The 19,736-nt window shown below is 45.4% G+C and carries 18 protein-coding genes; 12 read left to right on the forward strand and 6 right to left on the reverse strand.

What is annotated here, in order from left to right:
* The 3 genes from DYD21_RS19050 to DYD21_RS19060 are packed head-to-tail and all read right to left on the reverse strand — an operon-like array spanning position 1 to position 2,569.
* Positions 1-774 carry an SDR family NAD(P)-dependent oxidoreductase gene (locus DYD21_RS19050; RefSeq protein ID WP_116038604.1) on the reverse strand — a complete coding sequence of 258 codons (774 nt, stop codon included), beginning with the start codon at positions 772-774 and terminating at the stop codon, positions 1-3.
* Positions 775-781: 7 nt separating this feature from the next.
* Positions 782-2,308 carry an amidase family protein gene (locus tag DYD21_RS19055; protein WP_116038605.1) on the reverse strand — a complete coding sequence of 509 codons (1,527 nt, stop codon included), beginning with the start codon at positions 2,306-2,308 and terminating at the stop codon, positions 782-784.
* 15 nt (positions 2,309-2,323) lie between these two features.
* Positions 2,324-2,569: a twin-arginine translocase TatA/TatE family subunit gene (locus DYD21_RS19060; RefSeq protein WP_116038606.1), complete on the reverse strand. Its 246-nt coding sequence runs from the start codon at positions 2,567-2,569 to the stop codon at positions 2,324-2,326.
* Positions 2,570-2,747: 178 nt separating this feature from the next.
* Here DYD21_RS19060 and DYD21_RS19065 point away from each other — a divergent pair, with 178 nt between their 5' ends.
* The 12 genes from DYD21_RS19065 to DYD21_RS19115 all read left to right on the forward strand — a co-directional run bounded on the left by DYD21_RS19065 (position 2,748) and on the right by DYD21_RS19115 (position 17,385).
* The gene (locus DYD21_RS19065; protein WP_116038607.1) at positions 2,748-3,002 is read left to right on the forward strand and encodes a DUF2795 domain-containing protein; all 255 of its coding nucleotides are present in this window, start codon (positions 2,748-2,750) and stop codon (positions 3,000-3,002) included.
* Positions 3,003-3,170: 168 nt separating this feature from the next.
* Positions 3,171-5,471 carry a BamA/TamA family outer membrane protein gene (locus DYD21_RS19070; protein ID WP_233505589.1) on the forward strand — a complete coding sequence of 767 codons (2,301 nt, stop codon included), beginning with the start codon at positions 3,171-3,173 and terminating at the stop codon, positions 5,469-5,471.
* Positions 5,472-5,482: 11 nt separating this feature from the next.
* The gene (locus tag DYD21_RS19075) at positions 5,483-6,052 is read left to right on the forward strand and encodes a cyclic nucleotide-binding domain-containing protein (RefSeq protein WP_116038609.1); all 570 of its coding nucleotides are present in this window, start codon (positions 5,483-5,485) and stop codon (positions 6,050-6,052) included.
* 8 nt (positions 6,053-6,060) lie between these two features.
* Positions 6,061-7,467 (forward strand): 23S rRNA (uracil(1939)-C(5))-methyltransferase RlmD, encoded by a 1,407-nt coding sequence (gene rlmD, locus DYD21_RS19080; RefSeq protein WP_116038610.1) that lies wholly within the window; start codon positions 6,061-6,063, stop codon positions 7,465-7,467.
* Between the two features lie 185 nt (positions 7,468-7,652).
* The gene (locus DYD21_RS19085; protein WP_116038611.1) at positions 7,653-9,131 is read left to right on the forward strand and encodes an NAD(P)/FAD-dependent oxidoreductase; all 1,479 of its coding nucleotides are present in this window, start codon (positions 7,653-7,655) and stop codon (positions 9,129-9,131) included.
* Between the two features lie 80 nt (positions 9,132-9,211).
* Positions 9,212-9,484, forward strand: a complete 273-nt coding sequence (locus tag DYD21_RS21165; RefSeq protein ID WP_158607375.1) for a hypothetical protein — start codon at positions 9,212-9,214, stop codon at positions 9,482-9,484.
* Positions 9,474-9,983: an acetyl-CoA carboxylase biotin carboxyl carrier protein subunit gene (locus DYD21_RS19090; protein ID WP_158607376.1), complete on the forward strand. Its 510-nt coding sequence runs from the start codon at positions 9,474-9,476 to the stop codon at positions 9,981-9,983. The genes DYD21_RS21165 and DYD21_RS19090 overlap by 11 nt, the downstream gene beginning before the upstream one ends.
* Entirely contained in the window at positions 9,976-11,244 is a 1,269-nt protein-coding gene (gene murA, locus DYD21_RS19095; protein ID WP_116038613.1) for a UDP-N-acetylglucosamine 1-carboxyvinyltransferase, read from the forward strand. The genes DYD21_RS19090 and murA overlap by 8 nt, the downstream gene beginning before the upstream one ends.
* 431 nt (positions 11,245-11,675) lie before the next feature.
* Entirely contained in the window at positions 11,676-13,418 is a 1,743-nt protein-coding gene (locus tag DYD21_RS19100; RefSeq protein ID WP_116038614.1) for an Rne/Rng family ribonuclease, read from the forward strand.
* Between the two features lie 36 nt (positions 13,419-13,454).
* The gene (gene hslV, locus DYD21_RS19105; RefSeq protein WP_116038615.1) at positions 13,455-14,003 is read left to right on the forward strand and encodes an ATP-dependent protease subunit HslV; all 549 of its coding nucleotides are present in this window, start codon (positions 13,455-13,457) and stop codon (positions 14,001-14,003) included.
* Positions 14,004-14,008: 5 nt separating this feature from the next.
* Positions 14,009-15,418, forward strand: coding sequence for an ATP-dependent protease ATPase subunit HslU (gene hslU, locus DYD21_RS19110; RefSeq protein ID WP_116038616.1), 1,410 nt, complete (start codon positions 14,009-14,011; stop codon positions 15,416-15,418).
* 98 nt (positions 15,419-15,516) lie between these two features.
* Positions 15,517-17,385: a S41 family peptidase gene (locus DYD21_RS19115; protein WP_116038617.1), complete on the forward strand. Its 1,869-nt coding sequence runs from the start codon at positions 15,517-15,519 to the stop codon at positions 17,383-17,385.
* Positions 17,386-17,416: 31 nt separating this feature from the next.
* Here the strand turns inward: DYD21_RS19115 and DYD21_RS19120 are convergent, their stop codons facing one another.
* From DYD21_RS19120 to DYD21_RS19130, 3 genes are read right to left on the reverse strand one after another with little or no spacing between them, the layout of a single operon-like run.
* The gene (locus tag DYD21_RS19120; RefSeq protein WP_116038618.1) at positions 17,417-18,133 is read right to left on the reverse strand and encodes a 16S rRNA (uracil(1498)-N(3))-methyltransferase; all 717 of its coding nucleotides are present in this window, start codon (positions 18,131-18,133) and stop codon (positions 17,417-17,419) included.
* Positions 18,134-18,144: 11 nt separating this feature from the next.
* A complete protein-coding gene (locus tag DYD21_RS19125; protein ID WP_116038619.1) occupies positions 18,145-18,357 on the reverse strand; it encodes a hypothetical protein in 213 nt (70 codons plus the stop codon).
* Between the two features lies 1 nt (position 18,358).
* Entirely contained in the window at positions 18,359-19,561 is a 1,203-nt protein-coding gene (locus tag DYD21_RS19130; protein ID WP_116038620.1) for a 2'-deoxycytidine 5'-triphosphate deaminase, read from the reverse strand.
* Positions 19,562-19,736: the final 175 nt, after the last annotated feature.

A 19,736-nucleotide genomic window follows, 5' to 3' on the forward strand; every position in this document is an offset into this window, starting at 1 on the left:
TCAGGAGTTTCGATCGATCATAGTTGCAGAGGATTGCTGAACGGGGAAAACCACAACATCCATAATATTTACGTGATCCGGCCGGTTCGCTATAAATTGAACAATTTCAGCAATATCCAGCGCGGTTAATGGTTTCATGCCTTTGTAAACATCATCAGCGCGGTTATCATCACCCTTAAATCGCACATTGCTGAACTCTGTTTCTACAAGGCCGGGGGAAACCTCACTCACCCGGTTATTAGTTCCATGAAGATCTTTTTTCATAGATTGAGTTATGGCATGAACCGCATGCTTAGTGGCACAGTAAACCACCCCGCCAGGGTAGGCTTCGTGTCCGGCAATCGACCCGATGTTGATGATATGACCGCTTCCGTGTTTTTTCATGGATGGAGTCATCAAGCGCGTAATATTGAGCAGGCCTTTGACATTGGTATCAATCATTCGGTCCCAGTCATCGAAATCGCCGGCATCAACGGGATCAGTCCCGACGGCCAGTCCCGCGTTGTTGATGAGAATATCCACAGGATGAGAAATGGAATCGACGAAATCGCTGCAAGCCGTGCGATCCCGCACATCAAAAACGGAAGTATCACACTGAACCTGAAAGTTGCTTTTCAGTTCTTTGGCAAAATCAGAAAGTCTCTCTTCCCTCCGTCCGGTTAATATCAGGTTACACCCCGCTTCGGCAAAAAGTTTGGCTGCAGATTTTCCAATTCCGGAAGTTGCCCCGGTAATCACTGCCCATTTGCCTTTTAACCGGTTGGATTCATTCATATTCTGGTTATCCGTGCAGCAATTCAACAGCCCGGCCGGCCCGCAAAATATTTTGTTCTTTAAAACTGTCGGCCATAAACTGGATTCCCACCGGCAGCCCGTTGGAATGTGTTCCGGCTGGTACGCTGATTCCGCAGATCCCGGAAAGATTCGCCGAAATCGTATAAATGTCGTTCAGATACATCTGAACAGGATCATCCTGATTTTCACCCAGTTTAAAAGCGGTGGTTGGTGCGGTGGGAGAAACGATCACATCAACTTTTTCAAACGCTTCCTGAAAATCTTGCTTGATGAGGCGCCGCACTCGTTGTGCCTTTCCAAAATAGGCGTCGTAATATCCCGCACTCAGAACATAGGTTCCGAGCAGAATTCGGCGTTTCACTTCGGTACCGAAACCCTCGGTTCTGGAGTTTTTATAGAGTCGGATAAGCGGAGAATCTGCTTTTGCAATCGATTCAAGCAGCTCTTCGTGCTCTTTGCCGGTGGCTACTTCAAGACGTTTTTCCAACGCAATCTGCTCTTTTTTCAGCTCTTCTTCCACCTGGTCAAAATCTGCGCGGTGGCCGTATCGAATTCCGTCATAGCGCGCAAGATTACTGGATGCTTCCGCTGTCGCCAGGATGTAATAGGTCGCGATAGCGTATTCCGTATGCGGTAAATTGATTGGAACCAGTGAATGTCCTTCAGCTTCCAGACTTTTCAGATGATCTTCCACGACTGACCGGACTTCAGAATCAAGTCCATCTCCAAAATACTCATCCGGCACACCTATCGTTAATTTCTCAGTGTTCTCGAGCGCCTTGCTATACTCCTCTACCGGTTCATCGGCTGTGGATTGATCCATCGGATCACTTCCCGCAAGTTGTTCAAGCATCAGAGCTGCGTCCATAACACTATTTGTAAACGGCCCGATGCAATCAAAGGAAGATGCATAAGCCACGAGTCCATATCGCGATACCCGTCCATAGGTTGGCTTCAGCCCTACAACGCCGCAATACGACGCAGGCTGACGAATGGATCCGCCCGTATCCGACCCGAGTGACATGCTGCTCATCCCTGCAGCTACAGCCGCTGCACTGCCGCCACTGGATCCGCCGGTTACATGATCTGTGTTGTGTGGATTCCTTGCCGGTCCGTGAATAGAGTTTTCAGTAGATGATCCCATCGCGAATTCATCCATGTTGGCTCTGCCCAGGAAAAGTGCATCTTCTGCCGCGAGTTTATCAATCACAGTAGCATTATATACACTCTCAAAATTTCTGAGGATATTGCTTGAGCAGGTAGTTTTCTTCCCTTTTTCACAGATCAGGTCCTTTACGGCCACAACAGAACCGGCCAGCTTGCCGGCACTTCCCTCTTTTATTTTCTCCTGAATTCTGCCGGCCTGTTCAAGAGCATCTTCTTTATCCAAAGATACGATCGCATTTACCGAACTGTTATTTGAATCAATCGATTCAATGTATTGTTCAACTATTTCCTGCAGGGTGGTTTTTCCTGCTGAAAGCTCATCCTGAGTCGTGAGCAAATTCTTCATGTAATAACCGTCGGTTTATTTATCTGAGTTAGATTCTGATTCAGTTTCCTTAGAAGGTCGCGCTGAGGCTGAATTTTTAATATCATCAGCACCTTTATCTATCTCCTTTTTGATATCATCCGAAGCCTTTCGAAACTCCTGGATACCCTGACCAATACCTCGGGCCAGCTCCGGAATTCGTTTAGCTCCGAACAGAAGGAGTATTATCATAACAATAATTACAATCTCAAAACCACCGGGCATACCCATAATTATCTGCATTTATGTATTTTTTAATATTTAGTTCTGTTAAGATAAAAAATATTTCATAGACCTTTTGAACACCTGGCAAAAAAAAGTGTACCTTTGTGATCCTTTTTTATTTGCATTTGTCATCAACAAACAGTTTATAACAGTCGAAATAAGTTTTACCATAAACCGTTAAAGAGATTAGAAAATTATGATTTGGACAGTAGAATTGGCAGCCGTATTAGATGAAGCCCCATTCCCAGCCACTCGGGAAGAGTTAATTGAATGGGCTGAACGAACCGGATTGCCGCAACAGGCTATTGACAATCTATACGAACTGGATGAAATCGCGGAAGGCGAGGATACGATCTACGAAGGCATAGAAGATATCTGGCCCGACTATATCCGTAAAGAAGACTTTTTCCATGGAGAAGAGGATGAAGGCTTCGATTACGACGATGTTTAACCCCATTGTTTCATCTTCATCACAACTTACTTTTTAAATTCCCGGGCTTGAATTTTGTCCACATTGTTACATATGAGACATTTTTTTATAAGCTTGGGTCTTCCAGTTCTTCTATTTTTTGCATTTCAGATTACCCCCGATAATGTATCCGCTCAGAACACCAGTTCTTTGGACCAGGATAATACGGAGAGCGAAAAAGTAGTTCGCGTGATCCGTTTTTCGGGCAACCGGGATGTGCGGAACGGCACACTGCGAACACTGGTGCGTACCGATAATAACCGGGAATTCCTGGGAATTCCCCGTTTCACTCCCTGGTATTATCTGTGGCGCGTCTTCAGAGTGGGTGAATCTCCGGCTTATCTCGATCGGGAAATGGTGGGCAATGATATTGAACGTATCGAAGTCTATTATGAAAATCTGGGGTATTTCGAAGCTTCTGTCGATACCTCTATAATCGAATACAGAGAAAACCGGGTCGAAGTATCATTTATTATTGATGAGGGGCCACGTTCCGAAATCAATACCGTATCCTACACCGGGTTGCCGGAGTTTGATAACCCCGACAGGATTCCGGGGTTTCTTGGCGACAGCGAGTTTGCAGGTGATTTTCTGAACGACTCCACTTTTGCAGTAAATGAACCCTATGAAGTGCAGAAACTGCGACGGGAACAGACACGTATCGTCAATTTTTTAAAAAATCATGGATATGCTGCCGTTCAGCGGGACTCGGTGAGGGCGCTGGCAAAACCAGTTGACGACGATCCCAACGCCTATGATATTTTATTTTCGATTCGCCCTGGTTCCTTTTATACATTTGGAGATGTACATATTACATTGAGCGGCCCCGAAGGCGAGGGGAACTTCGATCAGTCGGAAGAATTTAGCGGTGAACCCTACACAACTTCAGGCCATACGATTTATATAAGCAAAGAAAGTAGCGCGCAGACCCGGTTCAGCTTGCTAAATGAACAAATTCGGTATACACCCGGAGAGATGTTTGATCAGTCAGCGTACCTTAGAAGCGTCAATTCATTTCAAAACCTTGGAATGCTCCTGACCAACCGCTTTGCTTTAAGTGAGGAAGGAAGTGCCCCCGATTACTCCCGGTCAGATATCCCCACCTACTTTGATCTGCAAACCATTCCTAAACACTCCATTCGGGCAGAATTTTTTGGGATGCGCCGTTACGGTTTTGGTACAGGTGTTGGGTTGAATTACAATAACAACAATCTGAGAGGCCGGGCGGATAATCTCACCCTGGGGATAAATACCAGTCTCGAATACGTGACATCCAATACGCTCAGTGAAATTTCTCCCATCGATGAAGAAACCGGCGAACGTTCACAGACGGGATCTACAATTTTTCAGAGCTACGAGGTGAGGGCAGAATATACCGTTCCGCGCCTGAATTTTCCATTCCAGGTTTTTCGGGATCGTTCCTGGGTGCGCAGCGCACGTACCCGTTATGCACTATCCTACAGCCAGAGCAACCAGCTCTTTTTTGATATAAACTCCGATATTCGTTTTAACACCCGGTACGAAATAACACATTCCGACAGGTTCACCAGTCTCTTTGACTTAATTGAGATGGATATTATTGATACAGATCCATCCTCACAATTTTTGCAAAACCTCGAAAACCAGTTTGGCGAGCAATCTATTGTTCTGGCACGAATTAATGAAGATTTTCGGCCACAGTTTTCATCCATCATCCGCTACACGCTCAGAAACCGAAATACAAATCTGATCAAAAGAAATTTTGGTTATTCAAGCGAGTTTTCAGCCGCAATTGGCGGAAATGTGCCCTATCTGCTCGACCGATTTGTATTCAGTCCGGGTGAAATTAAGCAAACGCTGCCATCCCCTTTTGGCATATCTTCAAATGCACTATCGTACAGTCGTTTTCTGAAGTTTTCAGCAGATTACAGACGTTATTTTGATCTGACCGACAATACCGTATTTGCACTGCGTGGTTTTGCTGGTTTTGCACAGCCAATTTTTGACAGTGAAAGCATACCGCTGAACCGACGCTTTTTTGCCGGTGGCAGCAACGATATTCGCGGATGGAACCCATTCAGACTCGGGCCCGGCTCAATTAGTCCGGATGAAGTTCGGGTACCCGGTGGCGAGGTAAAACTGGCAGCCTATAAAGAATTACGCCAAATTTTTATGCGTGATGTCTTAAATGCACAATGGCATGTGGCATGGCACACCGATGCAGGAAATGTGTGGTATGGTCCGCGAAGCTCACTGCTGGATGATGATGGCAATGAACTCCTGAATGATGGCAGATTTTATATTGACCGCTTTTATAATCAAATTGCTGTAGGCTCAGGTTTTGGCCTGCGGTTAGACTGGGAATTCATTGTTGCCCGTTTCGACTTCACATTCAGAGTTCACGATCTCGACAGGGGATGGTTTGAGAACCGGAGAGGATATTTCAGTTTCGGTATTGGTCACTCATTTTAAATCAACAGTTTATGTTTAATAAAAACCAGTTCAATAAACTAAAAAATCAGACACAAATGATCTTTCAGTCCACATTTCTGAAAGATCTTTCATCCACAGAAAGGTACGAGTTCTTGCAGCTCTGCCATCGCAGAAAATATAATAAAGGAGAATTCATCTACTATCAAAATGACCCCGGTACGGGAATGTATTTTATTGAGGATGGATCCGTGGATTTAATCGTATCGAACAGCCAGGATGATACAAATACTGATTCTATCTCATTTAAACTCGAACCACCAGATAGTTTTGGCGCACTCTCTATCGGGTACGATCTGCGCAGGCTTTCATCAGCGAAATGTCTGACTGACTGTACCCTGCTCGGCTTTTTCAATCCCGATTTTGAAACTTTAAAAAAACGAAATCCAGGAATTGCGGTAAAATTTCTCGAAAAACTGAGCACCATCGCCATGCAGCAGCTTGAACGCACTGTTCGGGAACTGGAATCGGTTACAAGCACCCAACATGTTTTTTCCATTCAGTTTGAAACATATTATGCGCGTTCCAGAAATGAAACTGAATCTAATCCTACTGAAGAATAACAGAATCTATGGCTTTAAAAAAAGGAACGGTAACAGAACTCGACATCGAATCAACCGCTTTTAAAGGGAAAGGAATTGCCAAAGTCGACGGGCTGGCCGTTTTTGTGCCGGGAACGGCTCCGGGGGATAAAATCAAAGCGATGATCACCCGGAAAAAGAAAAGTTTCCGGGAAGCGAAAATTCTTGAAATCCTGGAACCATCCCCTTTAAGAATTGATCCGCTTTGTTCTCACGCAAATACCTGTGGCGGGTGTACCTGGCAGCATATCCCCTATGAGAAACAGATCGAATTCAAAGAGCAGCATGTTCGGGATCACATCACCAGGATCGCCGGTCTGGACGAAAGTATCGTTCAGCCCATCATCGGGTGTGATCAGCCTTTTTACTACCGCAATAAAATGGAGTATAGTTTTGGCACACGCCGCTGGCTGACCGAAGCAGAAATAAACATAGATGAATATGTAGATGACAGCGCCTTTGCCGCAGGTATGCACGCACCGGGGCGATACGACAAAATTCTGAATTTAAACGAATGCCACCTACAGGAGAAAGTTTCATTTCAGCTGCTGGATACGGTGAGAGGCTTCTGCATCGAAAATGGAATTGAAGCGTTCAACACACATAAAAATGAAGGATATATGCGCCATCTGGTGGTCAGAACTTCCGGCCATACGGATGACCTGATGGTGAACCTGGTAACATATCGCGATGAACCGGACGTTGTGGAACGGCTCGCAGACTTGCTGTTAAAAAAATTTCCACAGATTACAACAATTGTCAATAACGTAAATGATCAGCCCAACCCAACAGCCGTGGGCCGATTTGAACATGTAATTCACGGCCCCGGATATATTGTTGATCATATTGGCAGCCATTCGTTTAAAATCCACGCGAATGCTTTTTTCCAGACCAACACACTTCAAGCCGAAAAACTCTACTCCGTGGCGCGCGATTATGCGGGTTTAAACAACGGAGGTCATCTTTTTGATCTCTATTGCGGGGTCGGCACATTGTCTCTTTATATGGCGGATAAAGCAGATAAAGTAACCGGAATTGAAATTGTTGATGTGGCTGTAGAAAATGCACGATTCAATGCCAGCGAAAACGGCGTTAAGAATGCCGAGTTTGTCCTGGGAGATATGAAAGATACGTTTAATGATGACTTCCTTGAAAAGAACGGCCGGCCGGACTGCATCATCACCGATCCCCCCCGTTCCGGAATGCACCCGGATGTGGTTGATCAACTTTGTAAACTGGATGTGGACCGAATGGTATACGTTAGCTGCAACCCGTCCACGATGGCGCGTGATTTAAAAACGATGAAAGAGTATTACAACGTGGAAAGCGTTCAGCCGGTGGATATGTTTCCACAAACCTACCACATTGAAGCTGTAACGAGACTGACAAAAAAATAGAAGATTCTTCATTTTTGCGGATTTAGATTATTTAGTTCATATCGAAAATCACGCAACGCCCGGAACGGTTTATCGGTTTAAATAACCTCGTACCGAAGGATGATTCCCCGGGCACCGGCTTTGAGGACATACCCTCATCATAATTTGCATATACAACTGACATACTCAATTTCCACATTCACTACATGAGAAGAGCCATTGTTATAGGGGCGGGAATTGGCGGACTCGCCGGTGCGGCACTACTGGCATCAAAAGGTTTCCAAACGATTGTTTTTGAAAAGAACGCTTCGGCTGGTGGTAAAATGCAGCAGGTGGAGTCAAAAGGCTATCGGTTTGATACTGGCCCAAGCCTCTTCACAATGCCGTTTATCCTTGAAAATCTCTTTGAACAGTGCGGGAAAAATGTTCGGGATTATCTGCAATGGCAAGAGCTCTCCCCTCTTTGTAAATATTTCTATAAAGATGGCGTGGTGTTCAACAACTATTCTGATCGCCTCAAAACAGCACGGGAGATTGAGCAGTTCGCCCCGGAAGATGCAGTTGCCTACAACTCATTTCTTAACTACTCTGAGGATCTCTACTCCCGTACAGCAGATGCATTTCTTTTCAACCCCCTGTACGATCTGTCTGATCTTAAATCGTTGAATTTTACTGATTTTTTAAAAATTGATGCCTTCTCCACGGTATCGGAGCGAATCGATCAAACGTTTTCATCGCCCTATCTGCGTCAGTTTTTTAAGCGATTTACAACTTACAACGGTTCATCACCCTTCCAGGCGCCGGCCACTCTCAATGTGATTCCACACGTTGAACTGAACCAGGGCGGATATTACGTCGATGGCGGGCTTTATTCCATCGCACGCGCACTGCAGAAACTATGTGAAGAGCTTGGCGTCACATTCCGATTCAATACACAGGTTGATTCTATTGCTGTAAAAAACAGGTCCATTCAGGGGATAAAAACATCGCAAGGCCAATTTGAAGCGTGTGATATTCTTTTTTCAAACTCCGATGCGACAGATACTATCTGCAATCTGCTGCCGCAATCATCACTGCCTGTTCGCAAGCGGGAAAAGCAGTCGCGAATTGAGCCCTCTTGTTCCGGATTTGTCCTGACGCTGGGCTGCAACCGTATCTGGGAACAATTGGTGCACCACAACATCTTTTTTTCCGGAAATTACAGGCAGGAGTTTACGGATATTTTTGAAAATCAGAAGATGCCGGATGATCCAACCATTTATGTTGCCAATACTTCATATACAGACACAGATCACGCCCCGCCCGGATCTTCAAACCTTTTCATCCTGGTAAATGCGCCATTTATGAATGGAAAGCAGGATTGGAGTCAAATCAAAAAAGAGTACCGGACGTTCATCATTGAAGAACTGGAAAAGCGGGGATTAGAAAATCTGAGCGGTTCTATTGACTATTCAGAAGTAATAGGCCCTGACGATTTCTATGAAAAATATCGTTCAAATCGCGGAAGTATTTACGGAACATCCTCAAACAGCCGGTTAGCAGCATTCCTTCGTCCGCGAAACAGCCTCAAAGAGATCGACAATCTCTATCTTGTGGGGGGCAGCACCCATCCCGGCGGAGGAATTCCGCTGGTTATCCAATCAGCCTTTAACGCCATTCAGCTTTTGGAGCGTTCAAAGCGCTGACCTCCGGAATTCTTATTGATAACACTCTGAGGTTAAAATCCACGTTGTCATTCAACGTATCACCCGCTATCTTCTGACCCATGGCTCCAAAAAAGATTTCAAATACCGAAAAAACGATTCTCAGAGAATTAATTTTCATAGAATCATTCTCGCATCTGCTCGAAGAAACCGGCTACACATACGGAACTCTTCGTGATGAGTTGATCAATTTGATAAATCGCGGATATATTGATGTGTATTCAGAGGATGGCTCGCATTCGGTATCTCCGTTTTACGATTCTGACAATATCCAGCAATTTCAATTTCAGGCCACTAAATCGGGGCTTAAAACGATCCAGAACTATGCAGTTTGAAACAACTATCGGTGAATCCATTTTTGATGTGCTTCTGAACCTGAAAGAGTCAGAAGCTGAAATCAATGATCAGCAGATCGATTTTGAAATTGTGGAACAGAATGAGCTGCAGATTATTTTCAGAACCGGTCACCAGTTACATACCATCAGCAATATTTCAGTTGATAACGGCACAATTGAGTGCACCGTCGACGGAAAGTGGATCACAGCCCAAATCAAAAATGAGCAACAGCTGCTATTGGAACGGCTTGGATTTAAAACCAACGCTGAAAAGTCGGTCGGCTCGCTGGAGGCACCGATGCCGGGTAAGATTCTCGAACTGCTGGTTGAAGAGGGTGCCGAGGTTGAGCTTGGAGACCCCGTGGCAATACTGGAAGCGATGAAAATGGAGAATGAGCTGAAGGCTCCCTGTGCAGGAACAATCGCAGAAATTTCTGTTACAACTGGTACAAACGTAGAAAAAAACCAACTTTTGATTGAAATAAAACCCCGTGGATAAATTTATTATTGAAGGCCCTGCTCCGTTGCAGGGTAGTATTCCAATCAGCGGATCAAAAAATGCGGCACTTCCCCTGATGGCTGCGGCAATTTTAGGCGATTCCCCGAGCAGCATCTCCCTTGTTCCCAAACTCAAAGACATTTACACATTCAATAATGTGATTCGGGTAACCGGCACAGCGGTTGATTTCAATGAGGATGAAAACAGACTGACAATCGACCCATCCAATCTTGGCTTCCCGGAAGCCCCATACGACCTGGTCCGGAAAATGCGGGCATCATTCTACATGCTTGGTGCGCTGATGGGCCGTACGGGTGATGCAAAAGTATCTCTGCCGGGCGGATGCGCGTGGGGGCCGAGGCCTGTTGACCTTCACCTAAAGGGAATGGAAGCGATGGGTGCTGAAATCACCCTCGAAAAAGGGTATGTCTTTGGTTCATTTCCGGGAGATTCAGTACCCGGTGGCGAATATACTCTCGAGCCGAGCAGTGTTGGTGCTACTGTAAATTTAATCCTTGCTGCCGTACGCCGTGCCGATAAATTTGTAATTCACAACGCAGCAAAAGAACCGGATGTGGTTCTGCTCTGTTCCATGCTTACAAAAATGGGGGCTAATATTGAGGGTGCCGGCACCGGAACCATCACAATCAAAAAAGCCGATGCCTTGAAAGGCGTTGAATTTTCAAACGACCCGGACCGCATTGAAACCGGCACGTTTATGATTGCAGCAGCCATGCACCCGGATTCTGAGATTACTTTAACCGGCTGCAAACCGGAAGACCTCGGCTCGTTCCCAAAAACGCTCTCAAAAACCGGCGCTTCTGTACAAATTAATGGGTCGGAAATTAAAGTGAAAGCTCCGGATACCATCAAACCGGTTTCTGTCACAACCAAAATCTACCCGGGTTTCCCCACCGACCTCCAGGCTCAGTGGGCTACCCTGATGACACAGGCTGATGGCGAAAGCACAGTTACCGAAACAATCTATTTCGACCGTTTCAGTTATGTTCCGGAGTTGAAGCGGCTGGGTGCGAGCATCTCACTTGAAAAAAATCGGGCTACGATCAATGGTGGCAAGAAACTCTCCGGCACGTCGGTTATGAGTACAGACCTGAGGGCGAGTGTCAGCCTGGTGCTGGCTGCTATGGTCGCAAATGGCCAGTCTGAGGTATTGCGCATTTATCACCTCGACAGAGGGTACGAAGACCTTGAGCAGAAACTTAGCGGTCTCGGCGCTTCCGTTACCCGTGCAGATGACTAATCATTTCACACTCGTGCATCTTTTAACCGTTTGATGTTGCATTGAAATCAGCAAATAGAGGAAATAAAAGATCAACGTTTAAATATTACTACAATTAGGTTATATTACCTTAATTGCATGATTCTTCAATAAGTTTTACACTTTAGAATATAAGTCATTGTTTTACAGCACTTTAAGTTTACTATTTCAACCCTTGATTTACCTGCATGCAGCGGTCTGCCGCTCATCAGGCTCATCTGTTTGTAATCCAGGCATTTCTTCAGAATCATCAGTTTCCTTTTCAAGTAGAAATTATAACTACGTTACAGCTTCTCTGTTGACAGGAGAAAGTTTGATCGCACGCCACACTACAACAGCTGAGAGCGTGTGCCACCTTTGTTCGCCTGATTTGAAAGATTGCGAGAAGCTGCTGGCGAAACCTTTTTTAGCACATGAAAAACCAAATTATTATCCACTCATCGGGCAAACAAACCCGGGTAGCGCTTTTAGAGAACGGAGAATTAGCGCAAATATTTATAGAATCAGAAGATAACCAGCGAACCGTAGGTGACATCTATCACGCCCGCGTTCACAAAGTAATGAGTGGAATTCGTGCCGCATTTATTGATGTGGGCATGGAAAAAGATGCATTTCTTCACTTTTCTGATGCCGGCGACCACCTCGGTTCCTACATAAAAATGATGAACGGGGAGAACAGCATCCCCCGAAACGCCAGCAAAGAGCTCGAAAAATTTGATAAGCTTTCCAACTATGATAAGCAGATGCTCGCCGGTAAGATGCTTCGCAGCGGCCAGAATCTGCTCGTTCAAATTGTAAAAGAACCGATCGGGTCGAAAGGGCCGCGAGTCTCTACAGATATTACCATAGCCGGACGTTTCCTGGTTTTGATTCCAATGGGCGAGTATATCGCTTTATCCAAAAAAATCAATAACAATAAAGAACGCCGCCGCCTGAAAGGCATCGTGGGATCGATGCTCCCTGAAGGGTTTGGAGTGATTGTTCGAACAGTAGCGCAGGGTCAGACCAAGGAAGTCATCGAAGAAGATATGCGCGCTGTTCTGACGAAGTGGGATAAGATGCTCAATAAACTTGAGGAGTCCTCCCCTCCTACGCGTCTCTATAAAGATCTGGATATCACGGAAAGTCTGATTCGCGATCTTTTTGCAAAACATTACGACCGTGTTCTGATTGATGACACACAGCTTTACAAAGAGATTAAGAGCTTTGTGTCGCAGATTGCCCCGAAAATGCTGCCGAATGTAGAACTTTACAAAGGTCGCGATCATATTTTCGATAGTGTGGGAATCGGAAATGATGTGAACTCTATTTTTAGTCCGCGTGTGCGGATGCCATCCGGCGGATACCTGATTTTTGAGCAGACCGAAGCAATGTATGTTGTGGATGTAAACTCCGGGCCCTATGCAGCCAAGCAGAACCAGGAGGATAACTCCCTGAAAACCAATCTTGAAGCTGCCCGTGAAATCGCCAAACAACTACGCCTGAGAGATATTGGCGGCATTATTGTTGTTGATTTTATTGATTTGAGAAGCGATAAAAACCGAAAGAAAATTTATGACGAGCTCAAAAAAGAGTTCAAAAAAGATCAGGCAAAAACCAATATCCTCGGGATGAGTGATTTTGGCCTGGTCCAAATTACACGCCAGCGCATCCGGCCAAGTGTGGTGAATTCCGTATCCAAAGTTTGCCCTATGTGTGGCGGAACCGGCTCTGTTGTCAGCCAGGATACGATCGTTACAGACATCGAGAGCTGGATCAGCAAGCTGAAATACAGCACAAAATATCGTGCGGTCGAGATTTACATCAACCCGTTCCTCAACTCCTTCCTCACAAAAGGGCTGATGAACCAGCGCGTGAAATGGATGATGAAATATAAGATGAGAATTGTTCTGGTTCCCGATGAGAACATCTCACTCAACGAATTTAAAGCTACACTTGCCGGTTCGGAACTCGACATCACCGATGCAGTACTAAGAGATGAACCGATTGATAAAATTCTGGAAGCTCATGAGGTAAAACTCGATGATATTAGCCAGGAAGAGAAGCGAAAAGAGAGCCTGGATTACTATTCCAAAGACGATAAAAACGGGAATGGTAAGGGCGGTGGAAACCGATCATCACGGCAAAAACGACCGCGACCCAGCCGGCAGAATTAATTGAATATTTATAACCAGATTTAAGCATTTTTTATAATGACTGACCTATCGAAACTACACGCAACTACTGTGTTGGGTGTAGCACATAATGGAGAAGTTGCCATTGGCGGAGACGGCCAGGCAACTCTCGACAAAACAGTAATGAAATCAACTGTCCGAAAAGTTAGAAAACTGCAGGATGGTAAAATACTTGCAGGTTTTGCCGGTTCAACAGCCGATGCCTTTACACTCTTTGAACGGTTTGAAGAGAAACTCGGCAGTTACAATGGACAGCTGCAGCGAGCAGCTGTTGAACTCGCCAAGGAGTGGAGAAAGGATAAATATCTGCAAAAACTGGAGGCGCTCCTGGTTGTTATGGATAAAGATACCTATCTGCTGATATCCGGCCAGGGCGATGTCATAGAACCGGATGACCAGATACTTGCTATTGGAAGCGGCGGATCTTTTGCACTTGCCGCTGCTCGTGCTTTGAAAAAAAATGCACCAAACCTCAGCGCCAAAGAAATTGTTGAGAAATCACTGAATATAGCTGCCGACATTTGCATCTATACGAATCATAATCTGACCATTTTAGAACTCGAGTAGTACCTATGGAACTGATAACACAACAAGGTTTAACACCACGACAAATTGTAGCCGAACTCGATAAATATATTATCGGGCAGAAAGAGGCTAAACGTTCGGTTTCTATTGCACTTCGAAACCGCTGGCGTCGTTTAAATTCCGAACCCGAAATCCGGGAGGAGATCATTCCAAATAATATTCTGATGATCGGCCCAACCGGTGTCGGTAAAACGGAGATTGCGAGAAGGCTGGCTAAGCTTTCTGGCGCGCCATTTGTGAAAGTGGAAGCATCAAAATTTACCGAAGTGGGTTACGTAGGCCGCGATGTGGAATCTATGATCCGCGATCTTACAGATATTGCCGTAAACATGGTAAAACTGGAGATGCAGGAGCGCGTTAAAGAGAAAGCCAAAAAAATCGTAGAAGACAAAATTCTTGATATCCTGATCCCGCCTGTAAAAAACAGGAAATCACCCAGCAACTCAACGGCTGGTGAAGTTGGATTTAATCCCGATAAAGCCTCAGATGAAGAACTGAATGAACGAACCCGCGAACGGTTCCGGGAGAAGCTGAAAAATGGCGAACTGGAAGACAGGAATATCGAAATTGAAGTAGCTTCCAAAAAAACACCCATGATGCAGGTATTTGGCCCGCAAGGCATGGAAGAGATGGGATTCAACCTGCAGGATATGCTTGGCAATATGGCCAAAGGCAATAAAAAATCGAAACGCACCATGCCAATCAGTGAAGCACGGGAAATTATGCTCGACCAGGAAGCTGAAAAACTGGTTGATCACGAAGCTGCCGTGCAGGAAGCGCTGGAACGTGTTCAAAACCAGGGAATCGTTTTTATTGATGAAATTGATAAAGTAGCCGAAAGCTCCAGCAGCAGCGGGAAAAGCGGCGGCCCGGATGTAAGCCGACAGGGAGTTCAGCGAGATCTTCTTCCCATTGTGGAGGGCAGCACCGTCTCTACCAAACACGGAATCGTCAAAACCGACCACATTCTGTTCATCGGTTCAGGAGCTTTTCATGTATCGAAACCATCAGATCTGATCCCAGAACTCCAGGGGCGTTTCCCGATTCGTGTGGAACTCAGTTCTCTCACCGAAGAGGATTTCTACAAGATTCTAACGGTCCCTAAGAATGCATTAACCAAGCAGTACCAGGCGATGCTTAAAACGGAAGGAGTTACGGTTAATTTTGACGAAGAATCGATTCGTGAAATCGCCCATATTGCTGCTGAAGTAAATCAGCAAGTGGAAAATATCGGTGCACGCCGGCTTCACACCATCCTTTCTTCACTGCTCGAAGAACTTCTGTTTGCCGTACCGGACGATATTGGCAGCGGTACGATCGACATCGATAAATCGTATGTCAACAAACAGCTTTCGGGACTTGTGAAAGACAAAGATTTGAGCCATTTTATTTTGTAAAATAAATTAACATGGAAACGTTTTTATCTCACGTTGGTTAATATACACAATGATCGATCCCTCGGCACCGTTAGTTCCATGAATTCAAAATATCATTTATGTCTCTGAAAAAATTTATTGCTCCACAGCTCATCATTCTACTTCTGTTATCCGGTATATGGCTTGCAGGAGCGGATAACATAGTTATATCAAATGATACGGATCAAAAAAATCTGCACAAATACATGCAGGTTCAGAGACGGGTAATGGATAACTATTTTGGCGAAACGCATCTCGACCGGCTCTTTGAGCGAAGTATTCTCGGGCTGGTATATGCCATGGAAGATTCTTCGCTTGCCCTCGAAAATACACCGATCGATACAACGTTTATGGATTTGGAAATCCGCAATCTTCGCGACTCATACAATCGTTTTGAAGACGCATATTTATATATCGCGAATAATTATCCTGATAAAAACATGGATAAGCTCACCGAACGGGCAATCCGTGAAATGCTAAAAGAGCTTGATCCGCACTCCGTATACATCGAACCGGAAGACAGTGATCGCATTCAGGAGAGTTTTGCGGGTAAATTTCAGGGGATCGGTATCCAGTTTAACATCATCCAGGATACGATTACGGTTATTTCACCCATTTCGGGCGGCCCCAGCGATCAGCTTGGAATTATGTCGGGTGACAGAATTATTAAAATTGCTGATAGCAGCGCAATCGGTTTTAACAACGAAGACGTGATGAGAAGCCTTCGCGGTGAAAAAGGAACCGAAGTTAAAATTGAAGTTCTCCGGCCTCGCAGCAGCACGCCAATCACCTATCGCATCGTACGTGATGATATCCCCATAACGACCCTCGATACGTACTACATGCTCGATGATAACACCGGGTACATTAAAATTAACCGGTTTGCCGCGACCACACACGAAGAGTTTCTGTCTGCCGTAAACGACCTGAACAGCAAAGGAATGGAAAAACTTGTGCTCGATATGCGCAATAACCCGGGAGGCTATCTCAGCCAGGCGATTGCAATTTCGGAGGAGTTTTTCCCAAGTGGTACGAGGCTGGTATCCACGGAAAGCCGGCATTCGCGATTCAACTCTGAAGTTGATTCAAGACGGGACGGTCTGCTGAAAGATATGCCTGTGATTGCTCTTGTAAATCAGGGGTCCGCATCGGCGAGTGAAATCGTTAGCGGGGCACTGCAGGATCACGACAGAGGACTTGTCGTGGGACGACGAACTTTTGGAAAAGGTCTGGTACAGCAGCAGTATGAGCTGGTGGATAACAGCAATATCCGTGTAACCATCTCAAGATATCTCACCCCTTCCGGACGATTGATTCAAAAACCGTTCGATAACGGTAACGAAGATTATGCATACGAAATTTACCACCGCACAACCGATGCTTCGGTAGATGCGACTACGTTTAAGGATGACGTGCCCGATTCACTACGGTTTTCTACGCGATCTGGGCGTACGGTCTTCGGTGGCGGCGGCATTGTACCCGATTATATAGTTCAGGAAGATACCACCATCTCCGGCGAAGTTTTCAATTTCCTGCTTGCCAACCGTATCGAATTTAACTTTGTACGCGACTACCTGGATGAACGCGGCGATGAGTTCCGCGCAGAATGGGAAGATGATTTTGAACGATACAGAACGGATTTCGAATGGAGCCAGGATGATAAAGACCTGTTGCTTTCCATGATGAAAGAACATGGAATGGAATTCGATAACTCTCTCGATAGTCCAAATATTGAAGATGAAAAACTCTATATCTCCGAGGCTAAATATGAGGAGCTTCTCTGGATAAATCTCGGAAGAATGAAAGCTGAAATGGCTCGTCAGGTATGGGGTAATGAAAAGTTCTATCCCATTACCAACGACTATTTTAACGAAACTCTCACCCAGGCAATGAAACTATGGGATGAAGTGGATAAAATTACTTCAGACTACGCAAGTTCCACGCCCTGACAGGCTTCACAATCCGTTCCGGAATGCGGTATCAGATCTCATTCCGGAACTCTGATTGATGTCCAAATCTTGAAGCCATAACCATGGCAGCAGTTTCGGCTCTCAGCCTGTATTCTCCCAGTTTAAGCCTGTATGCGTCTCTATCTGCCAGTTTAGCTTTTTCATTTTCCGACAACCCTCCTTCCGGTCCTACAACCAGTAATAAACGCTGCATCTCTTTTGAAATCACCGGGGAATCATCAGATCCATATTGGTCTGCGTGAATGATTTGAGTCGAATGATCTTCACCTGATAACAAGTCAGGAAGTGAATTCACAATCATTATCGCAGGAAGAAAAACCCGAAGCGACTGTTTCATAGCGCTTTGAACTGTTGCCTCTACCCTGTCCGACCGCACGTTAAATTTCTCAGAGTGATCTCCCCTGAACAACAAAATCTCAGATACACCCAGCTCCACCGCTTTCTCAACTGCAAACTCAAGCCGATCTCTTTTTTTGATCAGTCCAAGCGCCAGCGCAATCTCCGGATTCGGTCGATCAAACGTCTCTTTATCCTCTGTCTCAATGGTAACACTCCGTTTGTCACTCTTTTTGATTATGCCGGTGTAACGAGACCCGATACCGTCAGTCACCACAATCTTTTCTCCCGTTCCTTTATGCAGTACTTTTGATACGTGAGATGCCTCCTGGCCCGTTAACTCAATTCGGTTGCCGTTAATCTGATCAGGAGATGCGTAGAACTGATTCATTGAATGTGTTTTTATTCTGCGGATGAAAACAGGGAGCCGGGATCAAATTCCGTTTCACCTGTCTTTAGCATTCGCTCAAGATAAGGTTCACACAAACGGCAATTAACAGCGCAAATTTCCCGGTCACGGAGTTCTTCTACGGTTTTGATTGACAGACGCCGCGCATCTGCCAGAACCTCTTCAAACCGAATATTACTGCAAATACACCGGTTGACCTTTCCCATTTTATGAGGGTTGCTTGAAATGTTTTCCAAGTTTCAAGCCCTGCCCCTGGTAATTGCTTTTGATCGACGATCCATATACAAAATCGGGATTTTCCATGTTCGGCTCGAACCGCATACTGCAAAAGGTCTGACCATCCTCAATCAGGAACGGAACGTCGTGTGAGCGAACTTCCAGTACCGCCCGGGCTCCCTTATCAGAAACCGCTCCGCCAAATCCGCTGTCAAAAAATCCGGCATAGTGCGTCCGGAGTTCTCCGGAACCAGTATCATAAGCGATCATTTCGGCAGCCAGGTGTTTTGGTATCCGGCAGCGTTCACGGGAGGCGAAAATATAGAACGCCTCCGGCTCAAGGATCAGGTGATCTTCATTAGTTGCATAAATCGGCTCCCAGAAATCTGAAATTTCGTAATGGTTGATTTGGTCGAGGTCAATCAGGTCGCGATGTTTTTTTGCTTTGTAGCCAAGTATATCATCCGATTCAGCCTGAAGGTTCACGCTCATAAAAAGTCCGTTATTCACTTTCACCTTATCCATCGGAAGAGGCGACCCATCAGAATGAAAAAGAAGCGGATCAGCACCATGCACGCGAAGAAGCTCCTCATCAGATAAAACCTGCAGACCGTGACGCAGCCGAAGCTGATTCAACCGATTTCCGGTACGCACCCGGATCGGAAACGACTTGGGAACCACCTCAAGATAGAGTTTTCCTTTGTAACCAGGCTCAATCTCCTCAAATCGGTGGGAATAATCGGTAATCACACGCGTAAAAATATCAAGCCGGCCTGTGGTACTTTTTGGATTCGCTTTAGCAGAAAGGTTTTCGTTAGAAATGAGGCGAGCCACCTCTTTCTCCGAATTGTTGTCGGGAACTTTATCATTGGTGAAGTGGCTCTGCGGCAGATTCAGAGATTCGAGAAGCGGAATGATATAGACACAATTTGGTTCGAGAACCGCACCATCTTCAATAGAAAATGAGTATTGCAGCAGTTTTTCGATTTTCTGATTAACCGATTCGTTTTCGGGAAGAAAACTGCTCCGAACCCTGTAGGCCCGCTCTCCCAACCGTAAATCGATAGAATTTGGCTGAAACTGATTCTCTTCAATCGGGTGGTCTTTTGAACCGGAAATAAATCCAGCCCCTACAAGTTCTTTCAGTTTTTGAACCGGTAAAATGCCCTTCGTCCGCAGTACAATATCCTGCATTTGCCTCTGTATTCAATTGGTTAAGAATGAGTTCAGAAGGTACATATTTTTGAATTGAGATTTTAACCGGATCAACAAGAAAAGTAATCCACAAGCTGGCACCCAAATGGTGAGTAATTCAAAGTCAGTCATCGGATTTGTGGATAAAGCAAAAGGTCATCTTGTATTGGTATTT

The sequence above is a fragment of the Rhodohalobacter sp. SW132 genome, from assembly GCF_003390325.1.
Classification (GTDB): Bacteria; Bacteroidota; Rhodothermia; order Balneolales; family Balneolaceae; genus SW132.

Excerpts from the sequence above, each read along its gene's own strand:
- DYD21_RS19100 (WP_116038614.1), top strand. The coding sequence starts at position 11,676 with ATGAAAAACCAAATTATTATCCACTCATCGGGCAAACAAACCCGGGTA.
- DYD21_RS19090 (WP_158607376.1), top strand. The coding sequence starts at position 9,474 with ATGCAGTTTGAAACAACTATCGGTGAATCCATTTTTGATGTGCTTCTG.
- DYD21_RS19055 (WP_116038605.1), bottom strand. The coding sequence starts at position 2,308 with ATGAAGAATTTGCTCACGACTCAGGATGAGCTTTCAGCAGGAAAAACC.
- DYD21_RS19060 (WP_116038606.1), bottom strand. The coding sequence starts at position 2,569 with ATGCAGATAATTATGGGTATGCCCGGTGGTTTTGAGATTGTAATTATT.
- hslU (WP_116038616.1), top strand. The coding sequence starts at position 14,009 with ATGGAACTGATAACACAACAAGGTTTAACACCACGACAAATTGTAGCC.
- hslV (WP_116038615.1), top strand. The coding sequence starts at position 13,455 with ATGACTGACCTATCGAAACTACACGCAACTACTGTGTTGGGTGTAGCA.
- DYD21_RS19065 (WP_116038607.1), top strand. The coding sequence starts at position 2,748 with ATGATTTGGACAGTAGAATTGGCAGCCGTATTAGATGAAGCCCCATTC.
- DYD21_RS19130 (WP_116038620.1), bottom strand. The coding sequence starts at position 19,561 with ATGCAGGATATTGTACTGCGGACGAAGGGCATTTTACCGGTTCAAAAA.
- DYD21_RS19120 (WP_116038618.1), bottom strand. The coding sequence starts at position 18,133 with ATGAATCAGTTCTACGCATCTCCTGATCAGATTAACGGCAACCGAATT.
- DYD21_RS21165 (WP_158607375.1), top strand. The coding sequence starts at position 9,212 with ATGGCTCCAAAAAAGATTTCAAATACCGAAAAAACGATTCTCAGAGAA.
- DYD21_RS19050 (WP_116038604.1), bottom strand. The coding sequence starts at position 774 with ATGAATGAATCCAACCGGTTAAAAGGCAAATGGGCAGTGATTACCGGG.
- DYD21_RS19075 (WP_116038609.1), top strand. The coding sequence starts at position 5,483 with ATGTTTAATAAAAACCAGTTCAATAAACTAAAAAATCAGACACAAATG.
- DYD21_RS19085 (WP_116038611.1), top strand. The coding sequence starts at position 7,653 with ATGAGAAGAGCCATTGTTATAGGGGCGGGAATTGGCGGACTCGCCGGT.
- rlmD (WP_116038610.1), top strand. The coding sequence starts at position 6,061 with ATGGCTTTAAAAAAAGGAACGGTAACAGAACTCGACATCGAATCAACC.
- DYD21_RS19125 (WP_116038619.1), bottom strand. The coding sequence starts at position 18,357 with ATGGGAAAGGTCAACCGGTGTATTTGCAGTAATATTCGGTTTGAAGAG.
- DYD21_RS19115 (WP_116038617.1), top strand. The coding sequence starts at position 15,517 with ATGTCTCTGAAAAAATTTATTGCTCCACAGCTCATCATTCTACTTCTG.